Origin of the sequence: Klebsiella sp. S69, from assembly GCF_016516145.1 — a bacterium.
Lineage (GTDB): Bacteria > Pseudomonadota > Gammaproteobacteria > Enterobacterales > Enterobacteriaceae > Klebsiella > Klebsiella oxytoca.
This window is the reverse complement of record NZ_JACVUU010000015.1, coordinates 157,043-171,603: the sequence shown is the minus strand read 5'-3', so window position 1 is coordinate 171,603 and position 14,561 is coordinate 157,043. Positions and strand designations below refer to the sequence as shown.

The following is a 14,561-nucleotide window of genomic DNA, read 5'->3' as shown; positions in this document are numbered from 1 at the left end:
TACCCCTTGCAGAGAACAGAGCGGCTGAATTCCCCGGAGGCGATGCTGCGCATCTGCCCGGGCTACCGGATCGCGGACGGCGGTGAACCTATAGCCCGGGCAAGGCGCGTTAAGCGCCGCCCCCGGGAACAGTGCGCAGAATACCCTTTGCAGAGAACAGAGTGGTTGAATGCCCCGGCGGCGCTGCAGCGCCTTATCCGCACTACACCCGCCACTCGCTCTTTTCTTCACCATTCACCAGCAGCCTGCGGGTTTCCCCTGCCGGTAACGACACCTTCAACGCTTTCCACGCCGGTCGATAATCGCCGCGCGCGTTGACCTTCAGATTGATGCTGGCGCTATCGCAAACCATTTCCCACTCTACCCACAGCGCATGGCCATTCTGGTAACCCCAGCTTTCGCCATCATCCTCAAACAGCAGGCCGCGGCGGGTTCCCACGCCTTTCAGCGGGAACAGTTTCAGTTCACGACGATCGTCTTTTTGCGCATCAACGTGACGGATGCGTTCGCTGAGCGGCAGGCCTGCTCCGGCACGAACCAGCAGCGGCAGCTTTTCCAGCGGCGCATCAAGGACTATCCACTGCCCGCCGGCGAACCACTGGTGGCTATCAAAGTCGTACCAGCCGTCCTGATTAGCCGGTAGCCAGACGCGGCGCTGACGCTCACCGGGCTCGACGACGCTGGCGACCAGCAGATCGCGACCCAACAGGAAGTCGTCGCATTCGGCAAACGTCTGCGGATCGTGCTCGTGATCGAGGAAGGTCGGGCGCAGCATCGGTTCATCGTCGGCGTGAGCCTGCCAGAGCAGGGTATAGAGGTACGGCAGCAGACGATAGCGCAGCTCAATGGCCGCACGGATGGCCGGCGTGATTTCCGGATACATCCACGCTTCATTAACCGTCTGGTCGTCATTCCATGAGTGAATGGTAAAGCGCGGATGCATAACGCCGTTTTGCACCCAGCGAACGAACAGTTCCGGGTCCGGTTTATCGCCAGAGAAGCCGCCAACATCGTGGCCGACGTTGAACAGTCCGGAGAGGCTCATTCCCAGCCCCATCCGGGTGTTGTAGCGCAGCGTGTCCCAGTTAGTACGGTTATCACCGCTCCAGGTCTGAACATAGCGCTGCATCCCGGCGCAGCCGGAACGAGAGATAAGATACGGACGTTTGTGCGGCACAAAGCGCTGCTGAGCCTCCAGCGACGCGCGCATCATCAGCAGCGGCATGACCGGGCGAATATGTTTAATGGCAATCTCCTGGCCAAACCCATAACAGCGGGCTTCGCCGTCCCACACTTCATACTCGTTATTATCGTTCCACGTGGAGTCGATACCCATCTCCAGCAGCTGGGTTGTCACGCCTTCCTGCCACCAGGCGACGGTCTGCGGGTTGGTAAAGTCGAGGTGCGACCCTTCGTCGTCCCAGAAGCTGGAGCGCTCGGGGGCATCGGCCTGTGAATCACGAATAAATAGCCCGCGTTCCGCCACTTCGTTATAGCGCGGATGGTCCTGCAGCAGGCAGGGCTTAATATTGGCGGCGAGCTTCAGCCCGGCATCGTGGAAGGCCTGGCTCATCACCTGCGGCTGCGGCACTTTATTGTAGTTCCAGTTAAAGACATAGCGTTTGCCATTAATCGAGGTATAGCCGGATGAGAGCTGAAACGAATCGCACGGAATGGCGTGTTCATCGCACAGACGGATAAAGTTCATCAGCTGGTTTTGCGCATCCGGCGCGTCGGTGTAATGCATCGTCGAACCGCTATAGCCGAGGCTCCATTTTGGCCCAAACAGCGTTTTACCGGTCAGGCGAACGAAGGCTTTAGTGATATCCAGTACGCGCTTGCCGGTGAACAGATAGTAATCGATGTCGCCAGCTTCCGCCTGCCAGCGGCGATAGGCGGTATGGTAATTATCGATTTCGTTACCGAGATCCAGCCAGCAGCTGCTCAGGTTGTCGTAAAACAGGCCGTAGCTGACATCGCTACGCTGCGCGATGGTAAATGGAATATGTTTATACAGCGGGTCGGTGCTCACCGCGTTATACCCCATCGCGTCGAGGTTACGCATCTCATAGCGTTTGCCGGTACGCTGCAGATCGCCCGCCTTCTCACCCAGACCGTAGAAGCGCTCATCTTTACGTCGGCTCAGGTAGTGGGCAACGCCGTCGCCGTGCGCATTCGCCAGATAGGCGCTGGTCGGGCGGTCGTTCGCCAGCGGCTGCCACTCGCCGGCTTCATCGCGATAGCTCCATTCCAGCCACAGCGGCTGGTGGACGATAACGCGCAGCTGTTCGGTGACGATACAGAGGGTGCCTTCCTGTTCCGTGAGCTGCCAGGCGGGGAGGCTAAAGCCGCTTAGCTCTTCGCGCGGACGGCCTTCCCACGGCACATCCTGTCCGGGAGCGATACTCCAGGTGCGATCCACCGCCAGCTGACCGTGCCGTTTCAGCAGCACGCGGAACATATTCTCTTCCAGAACGTACAGACACAGGGTGTGTTGGCCGTCGACGGTCAGCTCAACGTGGTGCTCCAGCCGTTGGCGTAAAGTCCAGTTTTTCAAAGTCTTCATTTTTTACATCCACTCTCAGGCGCGTTTTGCGCGACGTTCAGCAATAAATGCCACCAGGAATACCGCGCCAATCAGGTCAAAGAACCCCATGGCGATAAACAGCGGGTTGAAGCCGATTTTGTCGGCGGTGACCCCAATTAACAGTGAGAACAGAAAGCTGGCGATCCACGCGGCGGATCCGCGCATGCCGTTCACGGTCGCCATCTGTCCTTTATCGAACGACTCCACCACCAGCGCGCTGAGCATGCAGGAGATAATCTGGTGACCGAAGCCGCCTATTGAAATCAGTACGATGGTGATATAGGGATCGCGGGTGATCGCCACGGTGGCGAGCGAAATCATCAGGAAGGCGCCGGTCACGGAGCTGGCGACCACCGAGTTCACCCGTGAACAGCCGAACCAGCGGGTATACAGTTTGGTCAGATAGCCGCTGGCGACGCTGCCGAGGTCGGCCGCCAGAAACGGCAGCCAGGCGAACATAGCGATTTGCTTTAAATCCATCCCGTGCTCTTTTGCCAGATAGAGCGGTACCCAGAAGCTCAGCACCGCCCAGGCGGGTTCCGCCATAAAGGCCGGAATGGCGATACCGTAGAAGCGCTTGTTTTTTGATACGGTTTTCAGCGCGGTAAAGAAGGGCAGTTTGACCGGCGGTGCTTCATTATCCTGCTGGATCAGCGCCAGCTCAGCTTTCCCGAGGTTAGGGTGCTTCTCCGGATTATCATAAAACGCCCACCACAGCACGACCCACAAGAGCGCCAGCGCGCCGGTGAACATGAATGCGCCCTGCCAGCCGAACGAGGCGTGCGCAAAGTAGATAATCGGCGGCGCCAGCATGGCGCCGACCGAGAAACCGACGCCAGCCCAGCCAGCCGCTATCGGCCGCTCGGATTTTGGAAACCACTCACCCAGCGTTTTGGCGTTGGCTGGCGTCGCCGCAGCCTCAGCGCCGCCCATAAAAAAGCGCAGGATCGCCAGGTGCAGCCAGCTTCCCGCACCGGCATGGGCAATGCAGGCGACGGCCCACAGCGTGGCGCAAATCATAAAGCCGAGCTTGAGGCCGATTACGTCGATGAGCCAGCCGCAGAGCGGCTGGAAAATGGTATAGGCCAGCTGAAATGCGCCGACTATCCATGAATACTGTTCGGTGGTAATCCCCAACGAGGTTTTTAATTCCGGGGCGATAATCCCCAGCGAGTTGCGCGTAATGTAGTTCACGGTCACGCCCAGCAAAAACAGCACCAGTATCCACCAGCGCAGATTTTTTACTATGCGGCCTGATTTACTCACCGCCATATCATTATTGAGACCTTGGCTCATAGAACTCTCCACGAGACATGTAGTAGGGAAAATTGACCAGCCTGATTCCTGAGTGGTCGCTAAAATTTTCTGTTTCGTTGTTCGATAATGCTGCTGTTCCGCCACGATTGGTTGACTTATTTGATTTGTGGTGGACCAATTCAGGCTAAGGGAGAAAAGAGGTGGACCCTAGCGGCAATTCTGCAAATTTTTTCATGAGCCGATCGCGATCGCAGTAAGAAGCGGGCAATTCCCTTAAAAATATTCATATTCTGAATATGAAAATTTTTTCATCAGCAAATTAGAGCGCGATCACAAAATGGATAAAAAGCTAAAAGTGAGCGAAATAGCGGGCCGCACGGGGCTCTCTGTCAGTACGGTATCGCGAGTGCTGGCAGGGAAAGCGAATACCAGCGCCAGAGCCCGCCAGAGGGTTCTGGAGTGCGCTCGCGAGCTGGGCGTCATGGACGGTATCGCCGCCGGGAGAATGCTGCTCAATAATCTGGTGGTCTTTGCCCCTCAGCGGGCGTTCGATGAGCGTACAGATATTTACTACTATCGCGTTATTCAGAGCATCAATTCGGCGCTGGTGCCCCATGAGGTGCATCTGCGCTACTGCGCGCTGGAGGAGAATGACAGCGATGCCAATTTGTTTTTGCAGCGTATGCATGAAACATCGACCCAGGCCGCCATCTTACTGGGAATCGACGATCCGCATATTCACGATCTGGCGGCGGACCTGGCTAAACCCTGCGTGATGATTAACTGCCACGACGCCGGAATGCGCCTCCCTTCCGTCGCGCCGGATCATCGACTGATCGGTCAATTCGCCGCCCGCTATCTGTTTGAGATGGGGCACCAGGCGATCATGAACGTGATGTGCCTGCGCCGCTATACTATGGAACTGCGTTTACTGGGGATTAAGCAGGCGTGGCGTGCGCGGAATCTGCGCTTCGTCGATAGCATGGATTTAATCGACGTCGCCAATTTCAGCGCCCGGGATACTGAGACAAAAGTGGGCGAGTGGCTGGATCAGCGCGGTGATGGCCCGCTGCCAACGGCGTTTCTGGTAGGCGGTGATTTTATGGCGGCAGGGACGATCGCTGCTCTGCAGAAGCGCGGATTACGCGTGCCGCAGGATATTTCTATCATGAGTATCGACGGCTTTAACCTGGCGGCGATTCAGGATGTGCCGTTAACCGCTGTCCACGTCCCGCGCGATGAATTAGGCGTTGAAGCAGTACATTTGTTGCAGCAGAGGCTGATTCGTCCCGATGCGCCGCACGGCTCACTATTATTGCATGGTACGCTGGCGGTACGTGATTCGGTGCGGCGGATACGTGCCGGTAACCGCCGCACCGCCGTTGAGCCTAAGGGGTTATACGACGATTAATCCGCCATCCCCAGCGCCCGCTTGCCGTGGACATTTAAATCCTCCAGCGTGAAGCGGCCTTCCCAGTCGGTTTCATAATCTTCACGCGGGAAATCTCCCGGCGAAGCGCCGCGCGTCAGCGCGGCTTTAACCTTCTGCGCGTAGGCGAGGTTTTTCTCACACATCGGCGCGGCGGGAATATACATGACGTTGCCCCAGCCTTGCTGATTTTCCACCGGCGCGACTGAGTGGATGACGTCGCAGTGCCACCATACCGAATCGCCCGCATTGAGCGCCGGAATAGAGCTTAAGGCTTTGATCAGCAGCGGGTGCCATTTTTCCGAAATCGGCAATACCTTGCCCGGCGCGACGCCGCACAGTTCATCCTCCGGCACATCGTCGAGCAGCGGACGCAGCAGTACGTAAGCCATAGCTTCCGGGATCGGCACGACGTGCAGCAGGCCCTGATCGGGGATCATATCGGAGAGCGCGGTCCAGCCCTGGAAGGTACGGAATACCGAGCATTTGGTGGTATTGTCGACCGTGTACTCTTCGACGTCAGTACGATGCGCCGCGTCCCACGGGTCGTAAGCATCAACATTGCCGTTAAACACGTCGGCAAACACTTTCTGATAGGCCGGTAGTAGCCAGCGCTCCAGGGCGCCGGAATCGGTATGCGCGCCCAGACCTTTCGAGGTGGTTCCCGGCGGGCGGCGGCGAATGCGGTCCGGGTAAATAACGCTGATATCCGGGTTAAACCACTGCTTGCCGTCGTGGTTAAACGTCCACAAGCGGTTAAGAAATGACTGTGCGGCGGCCATTTCATCGCTCTGGCGCGCCTGCATCTGCGCCTGGGACCAGTAAATCGGATAGATTTCCGGGCGCGACGCTTCCAGTGAACCGAAAAAAGTATCGCCGGGACCTTTGTAGACCTCATCGAAATGGTTGCGGTCCAGATACGCGAGCATCGAGTTATCCCATCCCAGCGCCTGTTCGCGGGGAAAATGGCCCTTGATCACCACGCAGCCGCGACGCTTGATGAGCTCGCGCTGGGCTTGCGTAACCCGATCCCGGGCAATATCGGCGAACGGGATCGTCGGCCAGACGTCCTGTCCGCTGGTTTTAAGGGCATCAATCTCTTCCACACGCGCAGCGATTCGCGCCGTCAGACGATCGAACACCGCCTGCACGTCGCCAATTTGCGCCCGCAGCTCTTGCTTAATCTGGCGGATGGCCGCTTTTGGGTCGGCAGGTAAAGTTTCACAGGTACAGGTAATAGCCATAATGACCTCTCATCTTTCATTCGAAAGTATTAAATCTTACATACGATAATTTAAGTTAAAATTAAGTTAATGCAAGTTTAAAATTATGCGGAGATGCACAAAATGGAAAATCGGGGCGGTAAGCCCCGGAGAGGCGCTACTCGTCGAACGGGGTGGCGTGGTCGAGGACGGCCTGAATCACCTTCAGCGCGCCGTCGTGGTTGTTGTCATCGGTAGCATAACGCGATACCGCTTTAATGCTTTCGGCGGCATTGGCCATTGCGAAAGAGTATCTCACCAGCTTCAGCATTTCCGTGTCGTTCGCGCTGTCGCCGATGGCTACGCACGCCTGCGGCGAAATGTTCCAGCGCTTAAGCAAGCGGCTGATACCGTTGGCTTTATGCAGGCCGGGGATGATCAAATCGACGAAGCCAAAACCGCTGGTGACCGGCTTCATAATGCCGTCCAGCGAGACGTGCAGTTTGTCGATAAGCTGCGGAATTTCGCTATCCGGCAGGTTAAGGGAAAACTTAAACAGTTTATCGTCGATGTCATGGTAGCTGCCAATACGCTGCAGACGATGGTAGTGCTTTGACATCAGCGCGACAAAGGCGTCGGGCGCGCGATCGCTGACGTAAGCGCTCTCGAGGCCGCAGGCGACAAAGTTGAGCTGCGGGTCTTTGAGCAGTTCGCCAATCACCACCTGGGATTCATGGCGGGTAAGTTCACCGTGGAACAGCTGTTGACCGTGTTCGAAAACCAGCGCGCCGTTCTCGGCAACAAAGGAGATTTGGTCGCGGATTTCCGGGAAAAAAGAGATCAGCTGATAGTACTGGTTGCCGCTGGCGACCACAAATTCAATACCCTGCTGCTGGAGTTGCGCGAACTGCGCAAGAAAACGCGAGCGATCGTACTGCTTGGCGTCATTGAGAAAAGTTCCGTCCATATCGGTGACGATAACTTTAACGGTCATAACACATGCTCCTGGCTTAACTTCGACCAGTAACATTCTAATTACAATGTGATGGGGAGCACAAATTTATTTCGAATGAAAGTTTGTGTTCACCCTTGTGCAGCATAAAACCCCGGGTTGCGGCGTAAACGCCTTACCCGGACTACCGGCCCGCAAACGGCTTCGAACCTGTAGCCCGGCTAAGCGCAGCGCAAGCCGGGGGATGTGGCTTACAGCGTATGCTCGGTACGGGCGATAATATCGTCCTGAGCATCCGGCGACAGGGCGGTAAAGAACGCCGAGTATCCGGCCACGCGGACCACTAAATCACGATACTGGTCAGGATGTTTCTTCGCTTCCAGCAGCGTTTCGCGCGACACGATGTTGTACTGAATATGCCAGCCTTTGTGCACCTCGAAGAAGGTGCGCAGCAGCACCATCAGTTTCTGCTTATCCGACTCATTCTCCAGCGTAGCCGGGTTCAGCTTCTGGTTAAGCAGTACGCCGCCAAGAATTGAGCCGGTTGGCAGTTTACCTACCGAGCTGATTACCGCGGTCGGCCCCAGGTGGTCGGTACCGGAAGCCGGACTTGCCCCTTCCGCCAGCGGCGAGTGCGCTTTACGGCCATCCGGCGTCGCCATCGTTTGAGCGCCAAACGGCACGTTGGCGGAGATGGACGAGGTGCCGGCGTAGTAGTTACCGCCGATCGGGCCGCGGCCATAGCGCGGGTTATGATACAGCTTCAGCTCATCAATATAGGTCTGGTAGGCGCGAGCCAGCAAAATATCGACGCTATCTTCATCGTTACCGTATTTCGGCGCGCCGTTGATTAAGCGCTGGCGCAGCTGCTCGTGGGTCAGGCCTTCGAAGTCTTCAGCCAGCGCTTTGGCCAGCTCTTGTTGACCAATGACGCCCTGGTCGAACACCAGTTTCTTCACCGCCGCCAGGCTGTTGCCGAGGTTAGCGATACCGACCTGCAGACCGGATACCCAGTCATATTTCGCGCCGCCCTGCTTGATGCTCTTCGCACGCTCAATGCAGTCATCGACCAGCGCCGAGCAGAGGATATCGTGCACGTTCTCTTCCAGCATGGTATCGACCACGTACTCAATCTCGATAGATTTGCGCGTGTAGTAGCGGATCTGCGTATCCCAGTCGGCCAGGACCTGTTCAAAGTTGTCGAAGTTGCCTTTTGACAGCGCATGTTCCTGCGGCAGGAAAACCTGGCCGCTGGTGGCGTCGCGGCCGCCTTCCAGGGTTGCCAGCATGACGCGGGCGAAGTTGATAAAGCTCATCCCGGTGCAGCGATAGCCCCATTTACCGCCGACGGCGGTTTCAATGCAGCCGATAGCGGCATAGTCGTAGGCGTCCTGCGGCTCGATCCCCAGCTTGATAAATTCCGGGATGACGATTTCATCGTTGTTGAACGCCGGCATGCCGAAGCCGCAGCGGATCACCTGCACGCAGGCGTCGAGGAAGTCGTTGCTCATGCCCGCGTGATAGCGCACGCTGAGGTTAGGCTGAGTCGAACGCAGCCGACCGCAGGATTCCAGGATGGCGTAGGAGAGCGGGTTCACCGCATCCTGCGCTTTACCGTCCACCAGATTCTGGCCGCCGATGGTGACGTTCTGATACAACGGGCTCCCGGCGGAAGCCTTAGAGTGCGAGCCGGAGCGAATTTTGTTCACCTCCAGCAGTTTAAGCCAGCAGCAGTGCAGTAGCTCAATGGCGTGTTCGCGATCCAGAGAGTGTGCCAGCTCAACGTCGCGGCGGTAGTAAGGGTAGAGATACTGGTCCATACGGCCGAAAGAGACCGAGTGACCGTTGGACTCGATCTGCAGAATCAGCTGGATGAAATAGCACAGCTGCAGCGCCTGCCAGAAGGTTTTCGGCGGCTCATGGGCGATGATGTCGCAGTTTTCGGCAATAGCCAGCAGCTCGTCGCGGCGGGATTCACGGCTTTCCGTCGCGGCCATGCTGCGCGCCAGCCCGGCATAGCGCTTACAGTGTTCGCTCACCGCTTCCAGCACGATATCAATGGCTTTCAGGAACTGCTCGCCGTGCAGATCTTCCAGTACGGTCAGGTTAATGCGCGAACGGCGCTCGGCGACTTTCGCGCGCATGCCGTCGAGGCCTTTTTCCAGCAGCAGCGGATAGTTGACTGCAAGGTGAGCATCGCCGGAGGTCATATTGCCTTCCGCTTTGATAATGCCGGTGGCCAGCAGCGCTTTTTGCTCATCGGTGAACATGCCGTAGCAGCGGTCCTGTACCGTTTGACCGCGCCACCACGGACACACTTCGTGCAGCACGCGTTTGTTTTCTTCGCTAACGGCAAAACCGGCGCCGGGGCGATCGGCGAGGTCGTCGATCTCTTTTTCGATCCAGCTAACGGTGTATTCCGGGAAGATTGGCGCCGCGCGAACTTCGCTGGCCTGGTTGCCGACGATCAGTTCATCGTGCTTGATCCAGATTGTGCGTTCCGCCAGGTGGTGGGCCAGCGCCAGCGCGCGGCGTACCGGGATCGGTTTATCCAGATGCTGCTGATAGGCTTGGGTATAGTGCAGGGCGCGTTCGGTACAGACCGGCGGCTTGACGATATGCACCAGCGCCATTTTATGCGCCTGTATGCGCGGGCTCAGAGTATCCAGTTTCAACGTTGTCAAAAGGTTATCCTCGTAGAGTCGCCGTTAAACCTTTGCTCTGAGCATAGTGCTGCGCGAAGGCGAGCAGCTCGGGTGCAGCAAGCGGTTTATCCGGAGCGGTATAGGGCTGACTGAGTAATTGGTATTTATTCATGCCTAACGTGTGGTAAGGCAGAAAGTGGATCTCGCCAACCTTTAAACGGTCAGCGGCAAAATCGGTAATGGCGGCGATATCGCTTTCGTTGGCGTTAAAGCCCTGGATCAGCGGTACGCGAATGATGATTTTCTTTCCGGCCTGCGCGACGCGCTGCAGGTTATCCAGTACCCGACGGGCGCTGCCGTCCGTCCACTGCTGGAAAATCGCTTCGTTGACGTGCTTGAGATCGGCGAGAAACAGATCGATAAACGGCAAAGCGGGTTCGACGTATTTCCACGGCACGTGCAGGCAGGTTTCGACCGCAGTGTGGATCCCGGCGCGGTGGCTGGCCTCAAACAGCTGTCGGGCCAGCTCGGGATTCATAAACGGCTCGCCGCCGGAAAGCGTGATGCCGCCGCCGCTGCGGTCGTAAAACGGTTTGTCGCGCAGCACCGTGGCCATAATCTCTTCGACGCTTTTCTCTTCGCCGCACACCGTTAACGCCGTCGTCGGGCAGCAGTCGCGCAATTTGCCGATATGCGCATCGGTGAGCTTTTCGCGATGGATAATCAGACCGTCCAGCTTACGGGTAATCACTTCCGGCGCAGCCTGCTGGCAGAGGTCGCAGCCGTCCAGGCAAAGGCGGGCGTCGTACAGCAAATCCGCCGTGCGGGCGCGGCTTTCCGGGTTCTGGCACCAGCGGCAGCCCAGCGAACAGCCTTTGAGGAATACGACAGTGCGGATCCCCGGGCCGTCATGGGTTGAGTAACGCTGAATGTTGAAGATCATGATTCACCCTCTTGTTTGCATATGAAGATTAAATTACTTTCGAATGAAAGTTGTATTGATATAAATCAACAAGCAGAAGGAGGGAGGAAAATGGAGGCTAAAAAGCCGCTGCGGGTCACAAATCATCCGGCGACGGCAGTCGCCGGAAAAGGGCTAAGGCGTGCCACACACCTCACACTGAGGGTTACGCATCAACTTCATTTCGCGGAACTGGCAGCGCATGGCGTCGTACATGACGATTTTTCCCGTCGCCGGGCTGCCGTAGCGGGTCAGCAGCTTTATCGCTTCCATCGCCTGTAGCGAACCAATGGTGCCGACCAGCGGCGCCATCACCCCGGCTTCAACGCAGGTGAGGGCGTTTTCGCCAAACAGACGGCTCAGGCAGCGGTAGCAGGGTTCATCTTCCTGCCAGGTAAAAACGCTGATTTGCCCTTCCATGCGAATTGCCGCGCCGGAGACCAGCGGTGTTTTATGACGAAAACATCCGGCGTTGAGCTGGTTACGGATCGCGACGTTGTCGGTACAGTCGAGCACCAGATCGTGGGCGGCGATTTGCGCCGCCAGCGCCTCGTCTTCCAGCCGCGCGTTGAGCGCCGTGAGCTGAACGTGGGGATTAATCCGCGCCAGTGCGGCGCGGGCGGAGTCGACCTTCGGCTGGCCGATGGTGGCGTCACTGTGCAGAGTCTGGCGCTGAAGGTTGGAGAGCGAAACGGTGTCGAAATCGAGCAGGGTAAGCAGGCCGACGCCTGCCGCCGCCAGATACTGCGCGGCGGCGCAGCCCAGCCCGCCGAGGCCGACAACCAGCACGCGGGAGGCTTTCAGCTGCTCCTGACCGTCAAAATCGAAATCGCGCAGAATAATCTGCCGGTTATAGCGCAGCATCTCCGCATCGCTCAGCTCCACGCTCATTACAGCCCTCCGAACAGATGATTAAAGGGCTCAACGTCCACCCATTCGCCCGCTTCCACGTTGCCGCGCTCGCGCTCCAGCACGATAAAGCAGTTGCCGAGGCTGAATGAGCTGAAGATATGCGATCCCTGGTGACCGGTGCTGTTAACCGTCAGTTCGCCGTCCGGACCGCGCTGCAGCACGCCGCGTTGAAAATCGAGTCGTCCGGGCGATTTTTTCAGATGGGTCGCGGCGCGCACGCGCAGACGCATCGGCTGAGCCTGCCCACCGTTACCGGAGAGCTTCGCCAGCAGCGGCTGAACCAATTGGTAGAAGGTCAGCGTTGCGGAAACCGGGTTGCCCGGCAGACCGCAAAACCAGCCGTGGTTGAGCTTGCCGAAAGCGAAAGGTTTACCCGGTTTAATCGCCAGCTTCCAGAAGCCGATTTCACCCAGTTCTTCGAGAATCGCTTTGGTGTAGTCTGCTTCGCCGACGGAGACGCCGCCGGAGCTAATCACCACGTCTGCCTGTCGATCGGCCTCGATAAAGACTTCCCGCAGCTTAGCCGGATCGTCGGGAATAATGCCGAGGTTAATGACCTCGCAGCCCAGCTCCTGCAGCATCAGGTGTACCGCCAGGCGATTAGTATCGTAAATTTGCCCGTCGGCGAGGGGCTGGCCCGGCAGCTGGAGTTCATCGCCGGTAGAGAAAACCGCCACGCGCACTTTGCGTATCACCTCGACGTCGGCAATCCCCAGCGAGGCCAGAACCGGCAGCTCGGCAACGGTCAGGCGGGTGCCGGCAGGGAAAACGACCGCACCGTGGGCGATATCTTCGCCGAGACGACGGATATTCTGTCCGCTTTTCACCGGCGCGAGGAAGCGGATGCCTCCATCGGTTTGTTCCGTCTGCTCCTGCATCACCACCGCGTCGCAGCCTTCCGGCACCGGAGCGCCGGTCATAATGCGGATACAGGTGCCCGCCGGCCAGTCACCGTTAAAAGGTTGACCGGCGAAGGCCTTGCCGGTGACCGGCAGCGCTGCGCCGTCGGTGAGATCCGCCAGGCGTACCGCATAGCCGTCCATTGCCGAGTTATCAAAACCGGGTACGTTGAGCGGTGAAACGAGATCATGGGCGGTCACGCGCGAAAAGGCCTGCAACAGCGGTACGGTTTCCGTCGCATTCAGCGGCGTAATACGATTGAGCATCTGGGTCAGGGCTGTGTCGAGCGGCATCAGTCCGGCGGTAAAATCCATGGGTTTCTCCTGCGGGCAAACATCGAAAACGCCTATTATACCTTAAATAATTCGCGTTGCAGGCAGGCGGCGACGTAGGGACAAATTCGTCGGGAACGAATTTGAACAGCTGAAGGCTGCCTCTGGTGAGGGACAAGGATGTCCCTCATTACATCCCCGGGAGCTTACTTCAGTAAGTGACTGGGGTGAGCGACAAATCTGTACGGAACAGATTTGAACGCCGTGTAACGGCGGCCCGTCAGGGCGAGGCTCATGGATGAGCCGAGTAACGAAGCCAACGCACATGCAACTTGAAGTATGACGGGTATATGGCAGAAAAGAGAGACGAGCTATAACCCACCTGGGTACAAGCTTTACATCACCCTCCGCTCTTTCTATATTCAAAAATTGTATAGGACAGTCAGCACGATAATGATATTTATACACTTTATCGTTAAGGAATGGCGCGATGGGTAAGGCGGTTATAGCAATTCACGGCGGAGCCGGGGCGATTAGCCGCGCGCAGATGACGCCGGAGCGCGAGCGGGAGTACGTGGCAGCGCTGTCGGCGATTGTCGATAGTGGACAAAAAATGCTGGCGGCCGGGGCCAGCGCGCTGGATACGGTAACCGAAGCAGTTCGGCTGCTGGAAGAGTGTCCGCTATTTAATGCCGGTATTGGCTCCGTGTTTACCCGCGATAGCCGCCATGAACTCGATGCCTGCGTCATGGATGGTTACAGCCTACAGGCGGGAGCCGTGGCCGGCGTTCAGCATTTACGCAATCCGGTGCTGGCGGCGCGGCTGGTGCTGGAGCAAAGTCCGCACGTGCTACTGATTGGCGAAGGGGCGGAAGCGTTTGCCGCTTCCCGCGGTATGGCGCGCGTCGATAACAGCTTGTTTTCTACTCCTGAGCGTTTACTGCAGCTGCGTCAGGCGCAGGAAGGCGACGATATCGTGCTCGATCACCACGCCGCGCCGCTGGATGAGCGGCACAAAATGGGGACCGTCGGCGCGGTAGCCATGGATCTGACGGGCAACCTCGCGGCGGCGACCTCAACCGGCGGGATGACCAATAAGCTACCGGGACGCGTCGGCGACAGCCCGCTGCCGGGAGCGGGCTGCTACGCCAATAACGCCAGCGTCGCCGTGTCCTGTACCGGTACCGGGGAAGTGTTTATGCGGACCCTGGCGGCCTACGATATTTCGGCGCTGATGGAGTATAGCCAGCTCAGCCTGCAGGAGGCCTGCGAAAGGGTAGTGATGGAGAAGCTTCCGGCGCTGGGCGGTAGCGGCGGCCTGATCGCCATCGACAGAGAAGGCAACGTGGCGCTGCCGTTTAACAGCGAAGGCATGTACCGTGCCTGGTGTTATGCGGGCGATACGCCCACGATTGGTATTTATCGCGAATAAGAGGAAAGGGCG

Annotated in this window: 10 protein-coding genes; 2 read left to right on the top strand and 8 right to left on the bottom strand. The window is 57.9% G+C overall.

All coding sequences use genetic code 11. The features are described 5' to 3' along the window. Nucleotides 1–202 precede the first annotated feature (202 nt). Both IAE27_RS16125 and IAE27_RS16120 read right to left on the bottom strand, forming a co-directional pair. Nucleotides 203–2,566, bottom strand: a complete 2,364-nt coding sequence (locus IAE27_RS16125) for a TIM-barrel domain-containing protein (protein WP_135800082.1) — start codon at nt 2,564–2,566, stop codon at nt 203–205. Nucleotides 2,567–2,581: 15 nt separating this feature from the next. Next, nucleotides 2,582–3,883, bottom strand: coding sequence for an MFS transporter (locus tag IAE27_RS16120; protein ID WP_070557735.1), 1,302 nt, complete (start codon nt 3,881–3,883; stop codon nt 2,582–2,584). A gap of 298 nt (nt 3,884–4,181) precedes the next feature. Between IAE27_RS16120 and IAE27_RS16115 the strand changes: the two genes are divergently transcribed. After that, nucleotides 4,182–5,255, top strand: coding sequence for a LacI family DNA-binding transcriptional regulator (locus IAE27_RS16115; protein ID WP_004100514.1), 1,074 nt, complete (start codon nt 4,182–4,184; stop codon nt 5,253–5,255). On the opposite strand, the gene IAE27_RS16110 is transcribed toward IAE27_RS16115, so the two are convergent. The 6 genes from IAE27_RS16110 to moeA form a co-directional block, all read right to left on the bottom strand. After that, nucleotides 5,252–6,517, bottom strand: a complete 1,266-nt coding sequence (locus IAE27_RS16110) for a DUF1479 domain-containing protein (protein ID WP_070557736.1) — start codon at nt 6,515–6,517, stop codon at nt 5,252–5,254. The genes IAE27_RS16115 and IAE27_RS16110 overlap by 4 nt on opposite strands. Before the next feature lie 136 nt (nt 6,518–6,653). Next, nucleotides 6,654–7,469, bottom strand: coding sequence for a Cof-type HAD-IIB family hydrolase (locus tag IAE27_RS16105; protein ID WP_016808101.1), 816 nt, complete (start codon nt 7,467–7,469; stop codon nt 6,654–6,656). A 209-nt stretch (nt 7,470–7,678) separates the two neighbouring features. After that, complete coding sequence (locus IAE27_RS16100; protein ID WP_004100520.1) at nt 7,679–10,111, bottom strand: formate C-acetyltransferase/glycerol dehydratase family glycyl radical enzyme; 2,433 nt, start codon at nt 10,109–10,111, stop codon at nt 7,679–7,681. Between the two features lie 4 nt (nt 10,112–10,115). After that, nucleotides 10,116–11,015: a glycyl-radical enzyme activating protein gene (locus IAE27_RS16095; RefSeq protein WP_004100522.1), complete on the bottom strand. Its 900-nt coding sequence runs from the start codon at nt 11,013–11,015 to the stop codon at nt 10,116–10,118. 153 nt (nt 11,016–11,168) lie between these two features. Next, entirely contained in the window at nt 11,169–11,924 is a 756-nt protein-coding gene (moeB, locus tag IAE27_RS16090) for a molybdopterin-synthase adenylyltransferase MoeB (RefSeq protein WP_004100525.1), read from the bottom strand. Then, complete coding sequence (gene moeA / locus IAE27_RS16085; RefSeq protein ID WP_108704036.1) at nt 11,924–13,159, bottom strand: molybdopterin molybdotransferase MoeA; 1,236 nt, start codon at nt 13,157–13,159, stop codon at nt 11,924–11,926. The genes moeB and moeA overlap by 1 nt, the downstream gene beginning before the upstream one ends. 448 nt (nt 13,160–13,607) lie before the next feature. Between moeA and iaaA the strand changes: the two genes are divergently transcribed. Further along, complete coding sequence (iaaA, locus tag IAE27_RS16080; protein ID WP_023320623.1) at nt 13,608–14,549, top strand: beta-aspartyl-peptidase; 942 nt, start codon at nt 13,608–13,610, stop codon at nt 14,547–14,549. Nucleotides 14,550–14,561: the final 12 nt, after the last annotated feature.

Coding starts and splice junctions, on each gene's coding strand:
- IAE27_RS16125 (WP_135800082.1), bottom strand. CDS start 2,566: ATGAAGACTTTGAAAAACTGGACTTTACGCCAACGGCTGGAGCACCAC.
- IAE27_RS16120 (WP_070557735.1), bottom strand. CDS start 3,883: ATGAGCCAAGGTCTCAATAATGATATGGCGGTGAGTAAATCAGGCCGC.
- IAE27_RS16115 (WP_004100514.1), top strand. CDS start 4,182: ATGGATAAAAAGCTAAAAGTGAGCGAAATAGCGGGCCGCACGGGGCTC.
- IAE27_RS16110 (WP_070557736.1), bottom strand. CDS start 6,517: ATGGCTATTACCTGTACCTGTGAAACTTTACCTGCCGACCCAAAAGCG.
- IAE27_RS16105 (WP_016808101.1), bottom strand. CDS start 7,469: ATGACCGTTAAAGTTATCGTCACCGATATGGACGGAACTTTTCTCAAT.
- IAE27_RS16095 (WP_004100522.1), bottom strand. CDS start 11,015: ATGATCTTCAACATTCAGCGTTACTCAACCCATGACGGCCCGGGGATC.
- moeB (WP_004100525.1), bottom strand. CDS start 11,924: ATGAGCGTGGAGCTGAGCGATGCGGAGATGCTGCGCTATAACCGGCAG.
- moeA (WP_108704036.1), bottom strand. CDS start 13,159: ATGGATTTTACCGCCGGACTGATGCCGCTCGACACAGCCCTGACCCAG.
- iaaA (WP_023320623.1), top strand. CDS start 13,608: ATGGGTAAGGCGGTTATAGCAATTCACGGCGGAGCCGGGGCGATTAGC.